Source organism: Bradyrhizobium sp. (assembly GCF_047605465.1).
Lineage (GTDB): Bacteria > Pseudomonadota > Alphaproteobacteria > Rhizobiales > Xanthobacteraceae > Bradyrhizobium.
Window position 1 is genome coordinate 1 of the sequence record NZ_JASGFS010000019.1, and the last position, 17,691, is coordinate 17,691.

The following is a 17,691-nucleotide window of genomic DNA, read 5'->3' on the forward strand; positions in this document are numbered from 1 at the left end:
CTCGTCGCCGAGCAGCACATAGGTCGGACAGGTCGCGGTGCAGAAGCCGCAATGGACGCAGGCCCGCAGGATCTTGTCGGCTTCCGCGATGTCGGGATCGGCGAGCTGGGCGAGTGAGAATTCGGTCTTCATGCCGCAGCGCTCCGCGTCAGCCGTCCCCGGTTGAGGATGGTCTTCGGATCGAAACTGGCGCGGACCCGCTCGCCCAGGGCGGCCACGCCCGCGGCCTGGGGATGAAACACATCGACGTTGCGCCTGACCTCTTCGCCCGCCCGGATCAGCGTGGCGTGCCCGCCGACGGCGTTCGCGCGCTGGCGTACGGCCGGGGCATGCGCGTCCGGCTTCGGCGGCAGCGCTGCCCAGATCAATCCGCCGCCCCAGTCGTAGATCACGTCACCGCCGCTCTCGCGCGCCAATTGCGTGGCGAGCGCCGCGCCCGACGCCGGCGGGCAGATGATCCGCCAGACCGGCCAGGCCCCCAGCGCGCCGTTGGCCGCGAACGGCAGCACGTCGCGGATCGTGGCCCACAGGCCGGCGGAGGCATCATCCTCGACGAGCGTTGCGGTTCCGAATGGGGCTAGCAATTCGCGGAGCGAGCCGGCGCGATGGGCGGCGGAGGCCGTGATGCCCTCGAGGCGCAGCACAGTCATCGCCTCGCCCTGGCTTGCGATGTCGCCGAGGCCGCCGGTCTTGGCCCGGAACGCCGATTTCGGCAGATGCGCGGCGGCGGAGACGTCGAAGGGCGAGCCGAGCGCTGCCGTCATCGCCTTGTTGGCGGCGGCATCGTCGAGCCCGCGGAGCAACAGCGTTCGCTCCGCCTCCGGCTTCGGCATTACCTTCAGCGTGACCTCGGTCATGACCGACAGCGTGCCCCAGGAACCGCTCAGCAGCTTGCAGAGATCGTAGCCGGTGACGTTCTTCACCACCTTGCCGCCGGTCTTGAAGCTGTCCCCGAAACCAGAGACGGCGTGCGCCCCCAGCAGGTGATCCCGGGCCCCGCCCGCCTTGATGCGCCGCGGGCCGGCGAGCCCGGCCGCGATCATGCCGCCGATGGTCCCGAGCGCCGGCGTGCCGAGCAGCGGCGCGGTGTTCATCGGCTCGAAGGCGAATTGCTGGTTCTTGGAATCGATCAGCGACAGCACGTCCGCGAGCGGCGCGCCGGCCTGGAGCGTGACGATCAGCTCATTGGGTTCGTAGGAGGTCACGGCGCTCAGCGCCGAGAGGTCGAGCACGGCATTGGTTGCCATCGCGTGGCCGATGCCGCGCTTGGTGCCGTGACCGATGATCTCGAGCGGCTGCTCGTTGGCAATCGCCGCGCGCACCACCGCTTCGACGTCTTTGGCGTCTCTGACCTTGAGCGTATCCACGGGAAAAGGCGGTAGCCAAATTTCCGGCGAAAATCAATTCGCGCCGCGCTGGGAGCCTCGCGAGACGTCGCCTTGACGCACCGCGAAACGAGCCGCGACGGGTCGGGCATCGACGGCCGAAACCGCCCCGCCCCGAGATCCTCAGAACCGCGGAATATCCGGAAAGGCGAGCTTGCCCGCATGGACGTGCATGCGGCCGAGTTCGGCGCAGCGGTGCAGGGTCGGAAACACCTTTCCGGGGTTGAGCAGGCCTTGCGAGTCGAAGGCGCATTTCAGCCGCTGCTGCTGATTGAGATCGATCTCGCTGAACATGTCCGGCATGAGATCGCGCTTCTCGATGCCGACGCCGTGCTCGCCGGTGAGCACGCCGCCGAACTCGACGCAGGCGCGCAGGATGTCGGCGCCGAACGCCTCGGCGCGCTCGATCTCGCCGGGCTTGTTGGCATCGTAGAGGATCAGCGGGTGCAGATTGCCGTCGCCGGCGTGGAACACGTTGGCGCAGCCGAGCTGGTATTTCTCCGACAGCTCGCGGATGCGCGCCAGGGCCTTCGGGAGCGCGCCGCGCGGAATGGTGCCGTCCATGCAGAGATAGTCGGGCGAGATACGGCCGACAGCGGGAAACGCAGCCTTGCGTCCGGCCCAGAACAGATTGCGCTCGGCCTCCGAGGTCGAGATCTGGCAGGTGGTCGATCCGCAGCCGTTCGCGATCGCCTCGACGCGCGTGATCAGCTCGTCGACCTCGACCGACGGGCCATCGAGCTCGATGATGAGGAGCGCCTCGACGTCGAGCGGATAGCCGGCATGGACGAAGGCCTCCGCGGCGTGGATCGCCGGCTTGTCCATCATCTCCATGCCGCCGGGGATGATGCCGGCGCCGATGATGCGGGCAACGCATTCGCCGGCCGCCTCGACTTCCGCGAAACCGACCATCAGCGCGCGCGCCGTCTCCGGTTTCTGCAGGATGCGCACGGTGATCTCGGTGATGACGCCGAGCAGGCCCTCGGAGCCGGTGATCACGCCCATGAGGTCGTAGCCGGAATTTTCCGGCGACTTGCCGCCGATGCGCAGGATCTCGCCGCTCATCAGGACGATCTCGCAACCCAGCACGTTGTTGGTGGTCATGCCGTATTTCAGGCAGTGGACGCCGCCGGAATTCTCCGCGACGTTGCCGCCGATCGAGCAGGCGATCTGCGAAGACGGATCGGGCGCGTAATAGAAACCGGCATGCGCGACCGCCTGGCTGATGGCGAGATTGGTGACGCCGGGTTCGGTGACGACGGCGCGGTTGTCGAAATCGATCTCGCGGATGCGCTTGAACTTGCCAAGGCCGAGCAGCACACCGTCCTCGAGCGGCAGTGCGCCGCCCGACAGCGAGGTGCCGGAGCCGCGCGGCACCACCTTGATGCCCTGTCCGGCACAATATTTCAGGACCAGCGAAACCTGCTCGGTCGTATCCGGCAACACGACCACCATCGGCGGCTGCCGATAGGCCGTCAGCCCGTCGGATTCATAGGCCCGCATCTCGGCGGCGCTGTCGATCACGCCTTCGCCCGGCACGATCGCGCGCAACGCAGCGACGATCTCCGCGCGGCGCGCGAGTACCGCCTGATCGCTCGCAGGCATCATGATGGCCATGGCATATCCTTCCGGCTCCGGCGAACGGTCGATTTGTCCCGGCAAATCAACCACGTCCGCGGCGGTTTGGGTAGGCTGTCCGAAAGCCGGACCCACGATCTCGGGCGAGTTCGCTCTGGGACAAGTAGGAAGTCGTGAAACCTGTCATGCTTTCGTGGCTTGTCCAAGCCGAGCAGGCCTGCCAAAACCGGCAGGTTCGATGACTGCCGACAAGGCAAGACACTGAACAGGGTAGACCCACCAGGGAAGAGACGAAGAGCACCCGATGACAAAATCGATCTTTGGCGCACTGATGATCCTCACCGTGACTGCCGCCGCACCCGCCGCGATGGCGCAGGATGCCGCGGCCGGCAAGTCGTCGTTCAACAAATGCCTGGCCTGCCACGCGATCGGCGAAGGCGCCAAGAACAAGGTCGGTCCCGAGCTCAACGGTCTCGACGGCCGCAAGTCCGGCACCGCGCCGGATTACAATTATTCGGACGCGAACAAGAATTCCGGCATCACCTGGAACGAGGCCCAGTTCAAGGAATACATCAAGGACCCGAAGGCCAAGATCCCCGGCACCAAGATGGCATTCGCCGGCATCAAGAACGAGACGGAGATCAACAATCTCTGGACCTACGTGTCGCAGTTCGACAAGGACGGGAAGATCAAGCAATAGGCGCGCGAACGGCGGCTGCTAGTCGGCGGCCGCCTTTGCCGGAGCCAGTTCGCGGATCATCGTCTCGATCTCGGTCTTCACGAGATCCGGCTCGGCGTTCTGCACCATGTGGCCGAGCCCGGGCAGCACGATCAGCCTGGCATGCGGCACGGCGGCGGCGAACGGCCGCGCATGAATGTCGGTCGACACGGTCTTGTCGGGCTCGCCGGCGATGATCGTGACCGGCACGTCGATGTCGCCGTAGCGCGAGACCTGCGCGGCGACCGACGCTTTGAGCGTCACCAGATCATGGGCATTGGCGATGAACTCGCGCGGACGCAGCAACAGCGGCGTCGCGGAATCTTTGACGAAGCCGTCGGGCATCGCCTGCGGCAGGAAGACATTGCGCGCTCCGGACTCGGTCAGGAGATAGCCGAGCGGCAGCGTGATGGTGTAGGCCAGCAGCGGGCCGATCACCGGCGTTGCGATGATCTCGTTGTAGCGTCCGACGCCCCCGCGCCAGGGATGCGTCACCGGCGCCAGCATCACGAGACCGGCGACGCGGCGCGAATGGTCCAGCGCAAGCCGGGCGCCGAGCGCTCCGCTCCAGGAATGCACGACGAAGATCCCGCGCGCGATCCCGAGCTCGCCGAGCGCCTCGTCGATCATCCGCGCCTGAATCTCCGGCGTCGAATCCTGTGGTCGCGCGCGCGTGCTCCAGCCATGGCCGGGACGGTCGATCAGGATGACGCGATGATTTCTGGCGAGGAGATCGCCGAGCGGACGGCGCATCGCTTCGAGGTTGGAGCTTGCGCCATGCAACATCACGATCGGCAATCCGGCATCGCGCGGTCCGAGATCGACGAGATGAAGCGTCGCGCCGGGGACCGCGATCATCCGGCCCTGCGGTGGAAAGGCGCGTTCGATGGCCCAGACACCGACCCGCGTGAGGAGCGCCAGCGCGGCCAGCGCCATCGCCACTGAGATCACGATCATGGAGAGGGTCCGGGTGATTCTGGACACATGGCAGCTACGGGTCTTGTCCCCCGCAGTTTCGCCCGGCACGGCCGCCCGCCTCCACACGAAATGCCGGGGCTGTGGATATGTGCACAATTCCGGACAGGAAAATCCAATGAAATCAACGATCTCATCCTACGGCGAGCCGGCCCCGGAGCGGCTTCATGCGGTCGTCATGGCAGCTTCCATATAATCGCCACGGTCGGTTCGGCCTTCTAGATGCGGGTGGGCGCCGATCCTCCTCGCAACCCCACGGGGTGCAGGAAAGGCCGGCAGGATATGTCCTGATTTGAACCGGAGGATTTTCGATGAGCCTGAGATCGAACGACACCGCGATCGACGAGATCGTCGCCAGTTGCAACGGCGACCTGCGCGGTGCCGTGCGGGCGCTGCTGCTGATCAACGAGCATCTCGAGGCGGAGCTGGCCAAGGCCTACGCCGCAGCGGCCGATCGCAGCATCACCGAGCGCGGCAGCAACATCCTGCACTAGCGCCGGCTCCGTTCCGACGGAATCGGAACGGGGCTGAGGCTTCCTGTCCTGGCGCGTCTTCGCGCCGCGACCCGGTACCCACCTCGCCCGAAATCGCTCTAGTTCGTGCTGTCCTCGTCCTTCTCGTCATCCGGGGGGACCGCCGGACAGGCGCGGATGTTCGAACGGGCAAGCTTGGCATCGGCCTTGGATTTGTAGGGCCCGTCGCCGAACCAGATGTCGCCGTCGATCACGGGGTTGCTGGTGACGATGTCGCATTTTCCGGAGGCGCGGTTGCCGACAACCCAGAACAGCCCGTCAGCCAGGCTGGCCGTTCCCGAGGCGAGCAGCAATGCACCTGCAAAGATCAAACGCTTCATGGCTTTTGCTCCTGCAATGCAGGTAAACCCGCGGCCGCACCTGCAATACCCCCTGCGGCGCGGCGCGTGCGATCGTAGTTAATGCGCGGACGCCGCGATCGCTCGAGAAATGCTCGATTTGTCCCTGACCTGCGCGGGCACGCCCCCGCGGGAAACGCTGCACGCCGTTCCGGATCGCGCCCTAGATGTCGCGCCCCTCGACCTTCTCGGTCAGCGCCTTGACCTGCTCCGGGATCTTGTCGAGATGCGGATTGACGGCGAGCGCCTTGCGATAGGCGTCGAGCGCACGCTTGTCATCGCCGACCTCCTGCATGATCATGCCGAGCCCGGCGAGCGCGCCGAAATGGCGGGGCTCGCGGATCAGCACCTGCTGGATGTCGGCGAGCGAACGGCCGTAATCGTTCTGCATGTAATAGAGCGTCGCGCGCCGGTTCCAGGCCTCGATATAGTCCGGCCGCAGCTTGATGACGGCATCCAGCAGCTTGATCGCGACGTCGACCTTCTGCGCGTCGGTGGCGGCCTTGGCCCGCGCCATCAGCAGCGCCGCGGTGTCGCTCGGGGTCTGGATCCAGATGGCCCAGATCCGCGCCTCGACATGCTTGGCGCTGACGTCGTCGGGAGCGGCCTTCAGCGCCCCGAACAGGAAATCGAGATTCTTGGTGCGGTCGACCTTGGGCAGCTTCGCCGGCGCCTCAGGCAGCTTCTTCTGCTGCTTGCCGGGCGGGGTCGGCGGATCATCCTGCGCCAGCGCCGGAGCGAGACCGGCGATGCCCAGCACGAGGGCCAGACACAGGGTACGCGGATGAGGGAATCTCACTGCCATGGTCAAAGTCTAAACGCGCAAAGCCGCCCTTGCAAAGCAAAGGCGGCGTCAAAGTCGTGTGAGACCGTGATGTTTCGGGGCGCGCGCGAGGCGTCCGCGAGGGCAGGCTTAGCCCTGGCGAGCCTTGAAGCGGCGCTGCACCTTGTTGATCACATAGACCCGGCCCTTGCGGCGGACCAGGCGGTTGGCGCGATGGCGACCGCGCAGCGATTTCAGCGAGTTACGGACCTTCATGGCAGAATCCTGAACGTTCGAAAGGCCGTGTTCGGCACTACCGTTTCGGCACGCGCGAATATGGCAAAATGAGATCTTTCCCGCTGGCGGACCGACCGCCCGGGATGGGCCGGTTCTTAAGGCATGGCGGGACCGGATGTCAATGTTAACCGCCCGGTTCCGAACCGGCAATTTCGAGAAAACAACCCCATGCACAGTAGAAGCGGCCGGATCGGCCCGATCCATCCCATGCTCGGCCGGGCGCGGCAAATACGTCGGCCGGCTGCGGTTTTGCCGGCCGCGACGCCTTGCCAAATTCGTTATATCATATAATCAATTTGGCAACCGGCCGGGAGGAAACCAATGCCGAAGCTAAAGCTGCCCAACATCGACGACGTCGTCGCGATCGACATCCATACCCATGCCGAGGAGCCCTGCGGCACCCATCCCGACGATGGCTATGACGACTTCCAGGCGCAGATGGCGGACTATTTCAAGTCGCCGCACAAGCATCCGCCGACCGTGCCAGAAACCGCGGCCTATTACCGCTCGAAAAACATCGCCGCGGTGATCTTCCCGGTCGACGCCGAGCGCGAGACCGGCTTCCGCCGCTACAACAATTACGAGATGATCGAGGCGGCCTCCGACCATCTCGACGTCCTCATCCCCTTCGTCTCGATCGACCCGCACAAGGGCAAGCTCGGCGCGCGCGAGGCGCGCAAGTTGATCGAGGAATACGGCGTCCGCGGCTTCAAATTCCACCCGACCATGCAGGGCTTCTACGCCAACGACCGCATGGCCTATCCGCTCTACGAAGAGATCAACAATGGCGGCGCGATCGCGCTGTTCCACACCGGACAGACCGGCGTCGGCTCGGGCATGCCCGGCGGCATGGGCATGCGGCTGAAATATTCCAACCCGATGTACATGGACGACGTCGCGGCGGATTTCCCGGATCTCAAGATCATCCTCGCCCACCCGTCCTTCCCCTGGCAGGAAGAGGCGCTGTCGGTCGCGACCCACAAGCCGAACGTCTACATCGACCTCTCGGGCTGGTCGCCGAAATACTTTCCACCGATCCTGGTGCGCTACATCAACTCGATCCTGCAGGACAAGATGCTGTTCGGCTCGGACTGGCCGGTGATCACGCCGGACCGCTGGCTGTCGGACTTCGCCAAGATCGACATCCGCGACGAGATCCGGCCGAAGGTGCTCAAGGCCAACGCGCGCAAGATTCTGGGAATCTAGGCGGACACGTCGAAGGCTTCGATCATGTCGATCGAAGCCCTCGCGTCGGAAGGCGTACGCGCGCAATTCGCGTTCGCCCCCTTGCGAAACAGACCTGTACAGGGCGAGCCGCAACGTCGGCGATGGGCCAGATGCCGGCTTCTCCGTCACAGCGTTGGCGGTAACCGTCAGTTGCCTTCGGCCAGTCGCTCATGGAAGAACCGCGCAACGCTGTCGTTGAATTCGCGATGAAACGCCGACCTGTTGAATTCCGCGGGCGTGTCGGTGCAGATGCGAGGCAGCGCGGCCCTGAGTTGGGGCGAGCACGGCGCCAGGAACGCAAAGTGGCCGGCGGGTACGTTGTGAACATCGGGCTTTCCCGGCAGCGCACGGGCCACCCGCGCCGTGCCCTCCGGATCCAGAATCCCGATTCCGACCTCCGCTCGCCAGAACTGCACGGGAATCCTGATCGCGGCCAGATTGGATCGCGTGAAGAATCCCGGTATCGGATCGACGATCACAGCGGCGCGAATGCGCGCATCCTGCGCCAAGGCTGGAATGTCGCCGCTCCTGAGTTGTTCGCAGAATGTCGACGCATCCGTGCAGCCGCGCGCATAACGGCCGAAGTCCGGCGCCGCACCGATCAGGGCCAGACCGGTGTAGCCTCCCTTCGAGAATCCAAACAGTCCGATTTTGGCGGGATCGACGACGGTCCTGTCCTTCCAGTCCTTCAGCATGAAATCGAGCAGACGGACCATGTCCGTCGGACGCGACACGAAGGACGACAGATCGTCCTTTCTGGAGGAATCGTTCACGTTGTCGCCCGGATGATTGATTGCCGCGACGACGAATCCGGCATCCGCCAGCGCAGCTGCCGTGTCATGGTGTCCGCCGAACCATCCGACATAACCGTGAGAGACGATGATCAGCGGCAGCTTTGCCCTGGTGACGGGACAATCCTTCGCACCGACGAGACCATAGTCGACGGCCATCCCGAGATCGCCGGGCTCCACATCTTTCGGTTTGGCCTCGCACGGATACCAGATCGCGCCGGTCAGGTCCGGGCCGTGGTTGAAGAGCTGGATACCAGCGGCGTCGGCGGGACGAGCCAGGCAAGACAGCACGACAGCCAAAGACCAAAATGCCTTGCGCAAGTAAGCCCCCCAGCGTTGAAGGTGGGAACAAGCGTTGAAACGCCGGCTGAATTATGTCCGCCTCGGGCCGGAAGCCGAAATCAGATGTCCAGCTTCATCTCGTACTTCACGCCGGTGTCGCCGACCACCGAAAACCCCGATCGTTCGTAAAGTCGCCTTGCGGGATTGTTTTTGAGAACGCTCAAAACAACCGGTGTAGGGGCGCATCGTCGACAGGTACAGATCGCGCGCAAACCGGTAGTACGCCGCGGTCGCGGGCTTCAGTTGGATGGTTCTTTTCATACTCGGCCGAGTGGCACCGGCTCGTCCTCGATGTCAGGAGTGGGTTAAAGGCTGCCATCGGCAGCCAGCATACCCTTGGTCGTGAGATGGTGCTGTCGAATTGACCCAAGGGCATCAGGCATCAATCAGACCTAACGGACTAGGGCGTATACTCATAAAACGGGCGCTCACGATGGACTGCAGGACATGTCCGTTACGGGCCAAAAGCGAAAAGGCATTGGCTTATTGCCTGCGCGGCATCTCACTGCTCTCCTCCTTTTCGAAGGCCATTATGAAATCGCGCTGCTGATCGGTATCCGGAACGATCAAGCCCCGCGAAGCCCTAATCAGATCAAGCGCGTCGCCGGCTTCGATGCCAAACGAGATTAGGGCGCAGGCCGCAATTACCGACGAGCGACCAATCCCCGCCCGACAATGGATTGCGATAGAATGACCATCGCGCAACCCGTCAGCCAACAAGCGAGCGATCTGCGCAGCCTTCTGTAGAGAGCTTGGCAAGCCACGATCTGGGATCGGAAAGGAAACAAAGCAAATACCGGCAGAGCGGCAAACAGAACCTTCATGCTGCAGCTCAAGCTCTGAGATCTCGTCCGGCTCGAGAAGGCTCACCACCAGATCAACGCGGGCTTCTTTCCATTCGTTGACCTCCGATTCCAGCCACTCGTTTGCGCGAGGGCGCGCCATGATCGCTATCCGGCCAGGTGCGCGGCACTCGATCCAATACAATCGGGACATTTCAAATCCTATGGTTCCGCAATTTCTTCGGTAGCAGCATCGCACAACCAATCACTCAGCGGCTGGGCTCAACTTGCCACGCCCAAAATAGTCTACACGCCGGATACTCACCGACGGTCGCCGTCAGCTTGAAATCGTCGCTTCGGGTCAAAAGCGGATATTCGGCCAATGACTCCGTAGAGTTAGCTTCGGGCCAGAAGCCGACATGGGGAAGAAGGCCACGCCAGCGGCGAGAAGGCTGAAGTCTCCCGAGGCCGCTTCGGGCATAAGCGGGAGTCTTCATGATCGAGCTTTTCGTTGTCGCTGAGCGTATTCCGCGCCCCATCCTATGCCGAGCGTCACTGAAATCAGCGAGCCAAGCAACACGCCGAACTTTGCGGCGTCCAACAGCTTCTCATCCGTGAACGCGAGCATGGCGATGAAGATGGACATGGTGAAGCCCACGCCAGCCAAAAGCCCGATAAGGCAGATGCCGGACCAAGAGACGCCGTCTGCCAATCGGCAGACTCCCGACCGTACGGCGAGCCAGGTCGCCCCGATGACGCCGATTGGCTTTCCTGCGCAAAGCGCGAGTCCGATGCCCAGCGCGACAAACTTTGCTTCGCCAGCAAACTCGATGCTCCTGAGATCGACGCCAGCATTCGCAAGCGCAAACAGCGGCATGATGGCATAGGCGACCCAAGGATGGAGAGCTGCCTCAACCCGGATGACGGGAGGCACGGTCTCTGCTCCAGACGGGCGGACTGGCGTGATCAGGCCGAGCACGACGCCTGCAAGTGTTGGATGTACGCCAGCGATGAGGAAGCCGGCCCAGACAATGAAGGCCGGCACGAGGTACATCAGCGCGGAGCGAAAACCGAGCCGTTGCAGCCCGAATGCCGAAAGGACCCCGATTGCTGCGACGACGAAGCCGCCGGGTTGTATCCCGCCGCTATAAAACATCGCGATGATCAGAACCGCGATGATGTCGTCGATGATAGCGAGCGCCAGCAGAAAAATCCGCACATTGGATGGGACTGACCGGCCCAGCAGGGCAAGCACGCCGACCGCGAAGGCGATGTCCGTCGCGGTCGGGATCGCCCAACCGTGGCTTTGACCCGCGACGCTGTTGAAACTCAGATAGACCAGCGCGGGTACGATCACCCCGCCGCAGGCCGCCAACACCGGTAAAAGGGCCTGATCGAACCGGCTGAGTGCGCCTTCGTGGATTTCGCGGCGTATCTCCATGCCGACGACAAGAAAGAAGACGGTCATCAGCGCGTCGTTGATCCAGAAATGCAGCGACCTCACGAATTCGAACTCGCCCAGGCGGAGCGGAACCGGCAAGTTCCAGAGGCCGTGATAAGAATGGGAAGCGGGCGAGTTGACCCACAACAATGCAGCGGCTGCAGCGAATAGCAGCACGATCCCGCTCGTGGCCTCGACATGCAGAAAATGTTGGAGCGTTGCGAGCGCTCGCTGAACTGCGGAATTGCTTGTGCTTGGTTGCTGATCACTCACGGGCGCACGGGCACCGCGTGGCGGCCCGACCATCGCTTAACCTGTCACTGCCCCTTGCAGTGAGCACCCGCGAGCTTCTTCTATACCACAGGCTAGCGAAGGCAACCGTGGTCCGTTTCGAATCGGAGGCTGACGTTAGCCGGCACCCGGTTTATGCCTGCTTGGAGCCACCCTCGGACATATCGATCGTTCGCTTTTTGAGGCAGATTGTTACAGATCGTCAATCTAAGGTAGGAAAGGATATCAGTGGGCCAATAGATCGTCAGCGCCTCGAAGGTGAGACAGTTATGTTGCGTACCAGTTCAATTAAAGCATTTGTCATCTCGAACATAATCAACCTCGTTTTGCCCGTGCTGATTGTTACCGCGTCGGCATACGTGATGATTGCGCTTCGAGTGCCCACTGGCGCCACGATACTTATGGCTTGCCTGTCGGTTATCCTGTCCTCGCTGATTTCGGGCTTTGTTGCTGGCCGTATCGCTGAATGCAGACCTGTTCTTCACGGCGCGCTTTCAGCCAGTTTCATTCTCATTGCAGAACTGTATGCTCTGTTCCACTCCGCCATTGTCGGTCGGCCGCCACATACGATCAGTTCGATCTCATTGAGCATCCTATCGGCATTCGCAGCTCTCCTTTTTGGCGCACTCGGCGGTTATGGCGCGGCCCGAGGGAGCGGTGACGCGAACCGTTACAGTGTTGCGCCGGTGCAGCGAACTCGTTTCGTAGAACGCGGTCTCATAGCGAAACTCTTGCTATCGCTGGTCGTGACAGCCTGTGTTTGTGCATTCATCCTCTTTTCTCCGACGATATTCTGTCACGGAGGGGGAGCCGGGGGAAATTGCGGCGAGGCCTACATGCTATCTATCCCCGCTGCCATGCTGGCGTTGCCAATCGTATTCGCGGGCACGCTATTCCTAGCTTGAGCCACTCTTGACGGAACGGAGAGTTAGGTTTCGCGGCATTTCCGCAATGAGTCACAAGCGCACCCTGTGGCCAGAAGAGGAAACGCGCGCACCAACATCCTGGGTGACGATGGCAAGGAAGGCATCTACGTCAACTGAACGAAATTCCCACCCAATACGAAAATCCAACCGCACTCTCACCCAGATGACAGGGTCGTCACGGTCGTGTCCGGAACGTTGTACATGGGCTACGGTGACCGCCTCGACGAGAATGCAACGAGAATGCTTCCTGCCGGGAGCATTTGGACGGAGCCAGCCAACCAGCCCCATTTCGTGCTGACAAAGGAGCAGGAAGCGGTCATCCAGGTCGTGGGACATGGTCCTCCGGGAACGACCCGCATAGAGCCAAAGTGACATCGCGCGTTCGGCTGTGGGCCAGACGCTGACGTTAGCCGGGCATCCGGGTCATGTCCGCTTCGGGCCAGACGCGGACATTCTGCCGATGCCGCCGCATCACGCGTAAGCAGTCTCAGCGAGCGCTACCGCGGCGCCTGCGATACCGCGGTCGATGATCGCGACGAAGCAGCGCTTTGCCTCGCCTGCATCCTGCGTGCGATCAAAGATCTTCTGGGCTTCGCTGAAGGCGACGTCCCAAACGGATACGATCAATCCGGCTGCCAGATGAGCGTTCGGATCGCCCGTCGGTTGGTTGCTGGTCTCGGCCAGCACAATCGCCAGCGCGCGGGTGAAATCGTCTCGCATTTCGCGTGCCCGCGCCTTGAGCGCGTCGCTGTTCATTGCTGTCCTGATGAACCGCCTCGTCTCGTCAGACAGCAGCATGAATTCATGATCCCGCGTGACGAGGTCATGCGCGAGCATTCGGGACGCTTCGATCGGTGAAACGCCGGGCCTGCGTCCGCGAACGGCTTCGAAGGCCAAAGCTTGGATTTCTTCCTCGCGGTCGAAGAACATGTCCTCCTTGCGTGGAAAATGATTGAAGACCGTCATGCGCCCTACGTCAGCGGCGGCAGCAATTTCGTCGATCGTCACGGCGTCGAAGCCCCTTTCCAGAAACAGTCGCGTTGCCGCGTCTGAAATGCTCTGGCGCGTGGCCAAGCGCTTTCGATTCCGCCGGTTGTCCATGTCCCCCATCAGCCCTTGCCAATTTGTGTACTTAGTATATATTGGTACTTGATATACTTCAACTCTCGTGTCGCCGTGGTGCCGCGTATGCTGAGCCCCCCTGATTCCGACCGAAAACACACCCGGCCCGCCGGCGCCCCCGTTTTGGTTTCTGGCGCTAGCTTCGCGGGCCTGGCAACGGCTTTCTGGCTCAACCGCTTGGGCTACCGGGTCACGGTTGTCGAGCTCGCACCCGGACTTCGCAAGGGCGGAACGCCGGTCGACATCGAAGGCGAGACCATCACCATTCTCGAACGAATGGGCATGTTCGAAGCTGTTCGGGCCAAGTCGCTTCCCCCGCGAGCGTTTGAATGCAAGGACGCCCAGGATCACACGCTCGGCGGCTTCGGCGCAGAGGCCGGCCCGGATGCTGCGCCGCCTGCGCGCTTCGAAATACACCGCGATGATCTGTTGGACATCCTTTTCGCCGGGGTCGATGGGTTGGTTGAGTTTCGGTTCGGCCGGTCGATCAAGCAACTCGAGGATGGCCCTGGTGGCGTCACCGTCACGCTCGACGATGGGTCACGGCATGCCTTCGCGCTCGTGATTGGCTGCGACGGCAATCGCTCCAACACCAGAAAGCTGGTGTTCGGGGACGAGAAGAACTTCACTTATTTCATGGGAGGCTACGTCTACCTGAAGGTCGTGCCGGAGACCGGACTTTTGCCGCCCAATGTATCGCAGGTATACAGCGTGCCCGGTCTGACGACGATGTTGAACGGCTACGACGACCGCACCGACATCGCCTTTGCGTTCCGTACGGAAAGCGAAATCGAATACGACTATCGCAACCGCGCGCAACAGCGCGTCATGATTCACGACCATTTCGACGGCCTGGGCTGGAAGGTGCCGGCCGCTTTGGACCTGATGGGTACCGACGACGATTTCTATTTCGACAGGATCAACCAGATTCGGATGCCGACATGGTCGAAAGGACGGATCGTGCTGGTAGGAGACGCCGGGTATTGCGTGTCTCCGGTGGCAGGCATGGGCGGCTCCATGGCGATCATCGGCGCAGGACGGCTTGCGGAAGCATTGGGGCGACATGGCGCCGACCACGCCGCCGCGTTCCGGGAGTATCACGACAAGCTGCACGCATTCGTCGACGACGTTCAGAAGCGGGCCGCGACCGAGGGCATGGCAATGATATTTCCTGCCAGCGAGGCTGAAATTTCGGAGCGTGACCGAAAGCTTCGCGACGGCGAGTTGGACATATAGGCCGCGACCGCGACCAAGGGTCCACGCGACAGAAGGCCGATTCGGCTGTGATCCGGTTGATGTCCGCCTTGGATCAGAAGCTGCCGATCACGCTTGCAGTGGCAGACCTTCGCTGTGCTTTGATAGGCTGACGATCATGCGCACTCCCCGTAAGAGGGGCGCATTTGACCGCAAGAGCCCGGAAGGACAGCCATGAGCAGCAAAGCCGTCGTCTTCGACGCCTACAGAACGCTCTACGACATCCAGTCGGTCGCGGAGACCACCGAAGATGTATTTCCGGGCTATGGCGAGATCATCACGCAGGTGTGGCGGATCAAGCAGCTCGAATACACCTGGCTGCGCTCGCTGATGCGACACTACCGGGATTTTGCTGCCGTCACGCGCGACTCCCTCGCCTACACACTGCGCGTGCTCGGGCTTTCCTACGAGCGCGATGCGTTCGAGCGCGTGATCGAGACATATCTGCACCTCGACCTCTATCCGGATGCGGCCGCCACGCTGGCCGCGCTGAAACCACGCAAGCTCGCCATCCTCTCCAACGGCAGCCCGGACATGCTCGACGCGCTCGTTCGCAATTCCGGCCTCGACCGCCTGCTCGATGCCACCATCAGCGTCGATGCCAGGAAAGTCTTCAAGCCGAGCCCGGACGCGTATGAGTTGATCGGCCCTGGGCTCGGCACTCCGCCCAACGAGGTTCTGTTCGTGTCCTCCAATCCCTGGGACGTGGCCGGCGCGAAGGCGTTCGGGCTGAACGTCGCCTGGATCGAGCGGGTCATGCCCGAGGCCATGGCGCTGGCTTGCGTCGAGAACGAACTCGTGGCACCGCTGACGATGTTCAAGGCGATCCGCACCCAGATGGACGAGCTCGGCTTCGCGCCGGATCATCGCGTTCGTTCGCTCTCGGAGTTGCCAGAAATCGCATGAGGATCGCCTGAGCATCACTTGAGCATCGCCGCCCGCCCGTAAGTCTGGAATGAGCTGACTGGAATGAGCCTGGAATCCGTTCGCGCCTTCTTCGCCGAGAAAGCCCCCGACATCGCCGTTCTCGAATCCCCGATCAGCTCCGCGACCGTGACGCTGGCCGCCGAAGCCTATGGCGTCGAGCCCGGGCGGATCGCCAAGACGCTGTCGCTGCGGATCGGCGAGCGCGTGATCCTGATCGTTGCCGCCGGCACCTCGCGCATGGACAACAAGAAGATCAAGGCGCAGTTCGGTGGCAAGCCGAAGATGCTGGGGCTGGAAGAGGTCGCCGAGATCACCGGCCACGAGGTCGGCGGCGTCTGCCCGTTCGGGCTGAAGTCGCCGCTACCGGTCTATTGCGACGTCTCGCTGAAGGCATTCGACGTGGTGGTGCCCGCCGCGGGATCGACCCACAGCGCCGTGCGCATCACGCCCGAACGCATGGCCGAACTCGTCGCCGCCGAATGGGTCGATGTCTGCGAGGTCAGGCCGTAAGGCTTGATACCACCCTGATGCCTGATGCATTTGCCGATCAGGGAGGCTAGCATGGCGCCGATGACCGACGACAAGGTGAAACGCCGACTGACCACGGTGCTGTGCGCCGACGTCTACGGCTATTCTCGTCTGATGGAGGCGGACGAGACCGGAACGCTGGAGACGCTCCGCCGCTACCGCACCGCCATTGCACGGCTGGTCGAGCGTCATGACGGCCGCATCGTGAATACCTGGGGCGATGCCGTGATCGCCGAGTTCGCCAGCGTCGTCGAGGCCGTTCAATGCGCGGTCGAGATCCAGCAGGAAATTTCCAACCAGGATTCGGATTCGCCCCAGGCAAACCCGATGCGGTTTCGCATCGGCATCAACCTCGGCGACGTGATGGTGGACGGCACCGACATCTATGGGGACGGGGTCAACATCGCCTCGCGGCTGCAAGAACTCGCCGACCCCGGCGGGGTCGTGATCTCGAGCTCCGTCTACGATCAGGTGCACAATAAACTGTCCGTCGGCTTCGACTGTCTCGGCCAGCGGCCCATGAAGAACATCGCTCCGCTGACCAGCTACCGGTTGACCCTGGGTGGCCAATTGGGTGGCCAAGCCACCCCGCGAGCGAGCTTTGCGGCCGACGGAGGCACGGCGTCCCGAGGGACAGCGGGTGCGCCCGAGATCGGCGACCGACACGCGCCGTCGTCGTCGAGGAATTTCGTCGCGGATTGGCTGGCGAAGCTGCCCCGTCCGGTTGCAGCGGCCCTCACGATCTCAGTCTTCCTGATTCTGATCAATCTGTTCAGCGGCGCGCACAAGATCTGGTTCCATTGGCCGGTCGCGGTCCTTCTCTGCGGTGCCGCCTTGCGGATGGTGCTCGGACGTCGATCGGAGTCGGACCGCAGGGGCTAGCGCTGACATCGGCGCGCCTTGGTCACGCTTTGCGCAACCGTCCGGACCACGCGCTCGCCGGCGCTAATCGTCCTCATCGTCGTAGGGCCGCGGCTGCATCTGCTGCGGTGGCGGCGGCGCGGAATTGTAGCGCGGCGGAGGCGGCGCGATGCGGTTGCGCGGCACTTGTTGCTGCGGCTGCGTCTGGTTGTTGGACTGGAACACCGCGCGACAGGCGCTGGAGAGTTGCGGCGTGTTCTGCTGCAGGCACGCCACGATGCGGTTGACGTCCGGAATCTGGTCGCTGCACAGGCGCCAGACGTCGGGCGTACAGGCCATCTGCTGTTCCATCGTGCCGCGATTTTCCTCCGCGAACGCCGCGCCCTGCGCGACGATGCCGCCGACCGCAAGCGCCACACCCAGCGCAATCCGCTCTGCTCGCATGTTTCGATCCTTCCAATTCTCCCAAACTCTCATCAATCAATGAGGCGGGAGGCGGTTCTGGACCAACAACAAAATGTGAAGGCGCGGCCGGAACCAGCCTTACACCTCCATGACGATCGTCTTGACCAGGGCAGAGGCACGCCGTGCGCCGTGACGAATTCGCAGGAC

20 protein-coding genes and 1 pseudogene are annotated in these 17,691 nt (G+C 62.9%); 9 read left to right on the top strand and 12 right to left on the bottom strand.

Annotated elements, in window-relative coordinates; genetic code table 11:
- The 3 genes and pseudogenes from QM712_RS16795 to QM712_RS16805 form a co-directional block, all read right to left on the bottom strand.
- A pseudogene (locus tag QM712_RS16795) lies at positions 1-132 on the bottom strand (glycolate oxidase iron-sulfur subunit); the annotation flags it as partial.
- Complete coding sequence (locus QM712_RS16800; RefSeq protein ID WP_415024237.1) at positions 129-1,367, bottom strand: FAD-binding protein; 1,239 nt, start codon at positions 1,365-1,367, stop codon at positions 129-131. The gene QM712_RS16800 and the pseudogene QM712_RS16795, both read right to left, overlap by 4 nt.
- Positions 1,368-1,508: 141 nt before the next feature.
- Positions 1,509-3,002 carry an FAD-linked oxidase C-terminal domain-containing protein gene (locus QM712_RS16805; RefSeq protein WP_415024238.1) on the bottom strand — a complete coding sequence of 498 codons (1,494 nt, stop codon included), beginning with the start codon at positions 3,000-3,002 and terminating at the stop codon, positions 1,509-1,511.
- Between the two features lie 265 nt (positions 3,003-3,267).
- On the opposite strand from QM712_RS16805, the gene cycA reads away from it, so the two are divergent.
- Entirely contained in the window at positions 3,268-3,663 is a 396-nt protein-coding gene (gene cycA / locus QM712_RS16810) for a cytochrome c-550 CycA (RefSeq protein ID WP_415024239.1), read from the top strand.
- An 18-nt stretch (positions 3,664-3,681) separates the two neighbouring features.
- Here cycA and QM712_RS16815 read toward each other — a convergent pair whose 3' ends face one another.
- A complete protein-coding gene (locus tag QM712_RS16815; protein ID WP_415024240.1) occupies positions 3,682-4,638 on the bottom strand; it encodes an alpha/beta fold hydrolase in 957 nt (318 codons plus the stop codon).
- A 329-nt stretch (positions 4,639-4,967) separates the two neighbouring features.
- Between QM712_RS16815 and QM712_RS16820 the strand changes: the two genes are divergently transcribed.
- The gene (locus tag QM712_RS16820) at positions 4,968-5,150 is read left to right on the top strand and encodes a hypothetical protein (RefSeq protein ID WP_415024241.1); all 183 of its coding nucleotides are present in this window, start codon (positions 4,968-4,970) and stop codon (positions 5,148-5,150) included.
- 98 nt (positions 5,151-5,248) lie between these two features.
- Here the strand turns inward: QM712_RS16820 and QM712_RS16825 are convergent, their stop codons facing one another.
- The 3 genes from QM712_RS16825 to ykgO form a co-directional block, all read right to left on the bottom strand.
- Complete coding sequence (locus tag QM712_RS16825) at positions 5,249-5,509, bottom strand: hypothetical protein (protein ID WP_415024242.1); 261 nt, start codon at positions 5,507-5,509, stop codon at positions 5,249-5,251.
- A 181-nt stretch (positions 5,510-5,690) separates the two neighbouring features.
- Positions 5,691-6,332, bottom strand: a complete 642-nt coding sequence (locus tag QM712_RS16830) for a tetratricopeptide repeat protein (RefSeq protein ID WP_415024243.1) — start codon at positions 6,330-6,332, stop codon at positions 5,691-5,693.
- A gap of 108 nt (positions 6,333-6,440) precedes the next feature.
- Complete coding sequence (ykgO, locus tag QM712_RS16835) at positions 6,441-6,566, bottom strand: type B 50S ribosomal protein L36 (protein ID WP_006611362.1); 126 nt, start codon at positions 6,564-6,566, stop codon at positions 6,441-6,443.
- A gap of 342 nt (positions 6,567-6,908) precedes the next feature.
- Between ykgO and QM712_RS16840 the strand changes: the two genes are divergently transcribed.
- Positions 6,909-7,793, top strand: coding sequence for an amidohydrolase family protein (locus QM712_RS16840; RefSeq protein ID WP_415024244.1), 885 nt, complete (start codon positions 6,909-6,911; stop codon positions 7,791-7,793).
- A 167-nt stretch (positions 7,794-7,960) separates the two neighbouring features.
- Here the strand turns inward: QM712_RS16840 and QM712_RS16845 are convergent, their stop codons facing one another.
- From QM712_RS16845 to nhaA, 3 genes are all read right to left on the bottom strand, one after another.
- The gene (locus tag QM712_RS16845) at positions 7,961-8,926 is read right to left on the bottom strand and encodes an alpha/beta hydrolase family protein (RefSeq protein ID WP_415024245.1); all 966 of its coding nucleotides are present in this window, start codon (positions 8,924-8,926) and stop codon (positions 7,961-7,963) included.
- Between the two features lie 504 nt (positions 8,927-9,430).
- Positions 9,431-9,943, bottom strand: a complete 513-nt coding sequence (locus tag QM712_RS16850) for a dual specificity protein phosphatase family protein (protein WP_415024246.1) — start codon at positions 9,941-9,943, stop codon at positions 9,431-9,433.
- A 279-nt stretch (positions 9,944-10,222) separates the two neighbouring features.
- Positions 10,223-11,476 (bottom strand): Na+/H+ antiporter NhaA, encoded by a 1,254-nt coding sequence (nhaA, locus tag QM712_RS16855; RefSeq protein ID WP_415024247.1) that lies wholly within the window; start codon positions 11,474-11,476, stop codon positions 10,223-10,225.
- 254 nt (positions 11,477-11,730) lie between these two features.
- Between nhaA and QM712_RS16860 the strand changes: the two genes are divergently transcribed.
- Together QM712_RS16860 and QM712_RS16865 are read left to right on the top strand one after the other, a co-directional pair.
- Complete coding sequence (locus QM712_RS16860) at positions 11,731-12,366, top strand: hypothetical protein (RefSeq protein ID WP_415024248.1); 636 nt, start codon at positions 11,731-11,733, stop codon at positions 12,364-12,366.
- A gap of 162 nt (positions 12,367-12,528) precedes the next feature.
- Entirely contained in the window at positions 12,529-12,759 is a 231-nt protein-coding gene (locus QM712_RS16865; RefSeq protein WP_415024325.1) for a cupin domain-containing protein, read from the top strand.
- 99 nt (positions 12,760-12,858) lie between these two features.
- On the opposite strand, the gene QM712_RS16870 is transcribed toward QM712_RS16865, so the two are convergent.
- Positions 12,859-13,461: a TetR/AcrR family transcriptional regulator gene (locus QM712_RS16870; RefSeq protein ID WP_415024249.1), complete on the bottom strand. Its 603-nt coding sequence runs from the start codon at positions 13,459-13,461 to the stop codon at positions 12,859-12,861.
- A 114-nt stretch (positions 13,462-13,575) separates the two neighbouring features.
- On the opposite strand from QM712_RS16870, the gene QM712_RS16875 reads away from it, so the two are divergent.
- The 4 genes from QM712_RS16875 (at position 13,576) to QM712_RS16890 (ending at position 17,100) form a co-directional block, all read left to right on the top strand.
- A complete protein-coding gene (locus QM712_RS16875) occupies positions 13,576-14,745 on the top strand; it encodes an FAD-dependent monooxygenase (protein WP_415024250.1) in 1,170 nt (389 codons plus the stop codon).
- Between the two features lie 192 nt (positions 14,746-14,937).
- On the top strand, positions 14,938-15,669 hold the full coding sequence (locus QM712_RS16880; protein ID WP_415024251.1) for a haloacid dehalogenase type II: 732 nt from the start codon (positions 14,938-14,940) through the stop codon (positions 15,667-15,669).
- 63 nt (positions 15,670-15,732) lie between these two features.
- Entirely contained in the window at positions 15,733-16,200 is a 468-nt protein-coding gene (locus QM712_RS16885) for a YbaK/EbsC family protein (RefSeq protein ID WP_415024252.1), read from the top strand.
- Positions 16,201-16,260: 60 nt separating this feature from the next.
- Positions 16,261-17,100: an adenylate/guanylate cyclase domain-containing protein gene (locus tag QM712_RS16890; protein ID WP_415024326.1), complete on the top strand. Its 840-nt coding sequence runs from the start codon at positions 16,261-16,263 to the stop codon at positions 17,098-17,100.
- A gap of 63 nt (positions 17,101-17,163) precedes the next feature.
- On the opposite strand, the gene QM712_RS16895 is transcribed toward QM712_RS16890, so the two are convergent.
- The gene (locus tag QM712_RS16895; protein ID WP_415024253.1) at positions 17,164-17,523 is read right to left on the bottom strand and encodes a hypothetical protein; all 360 of its coding nucleotides are present in this window, start codon (positions 17,521-17,523) and stop codon (positions 17,164-17,166) included.
- Positions 17,524-17,691 lie beyond the last annotated feature (168 nt).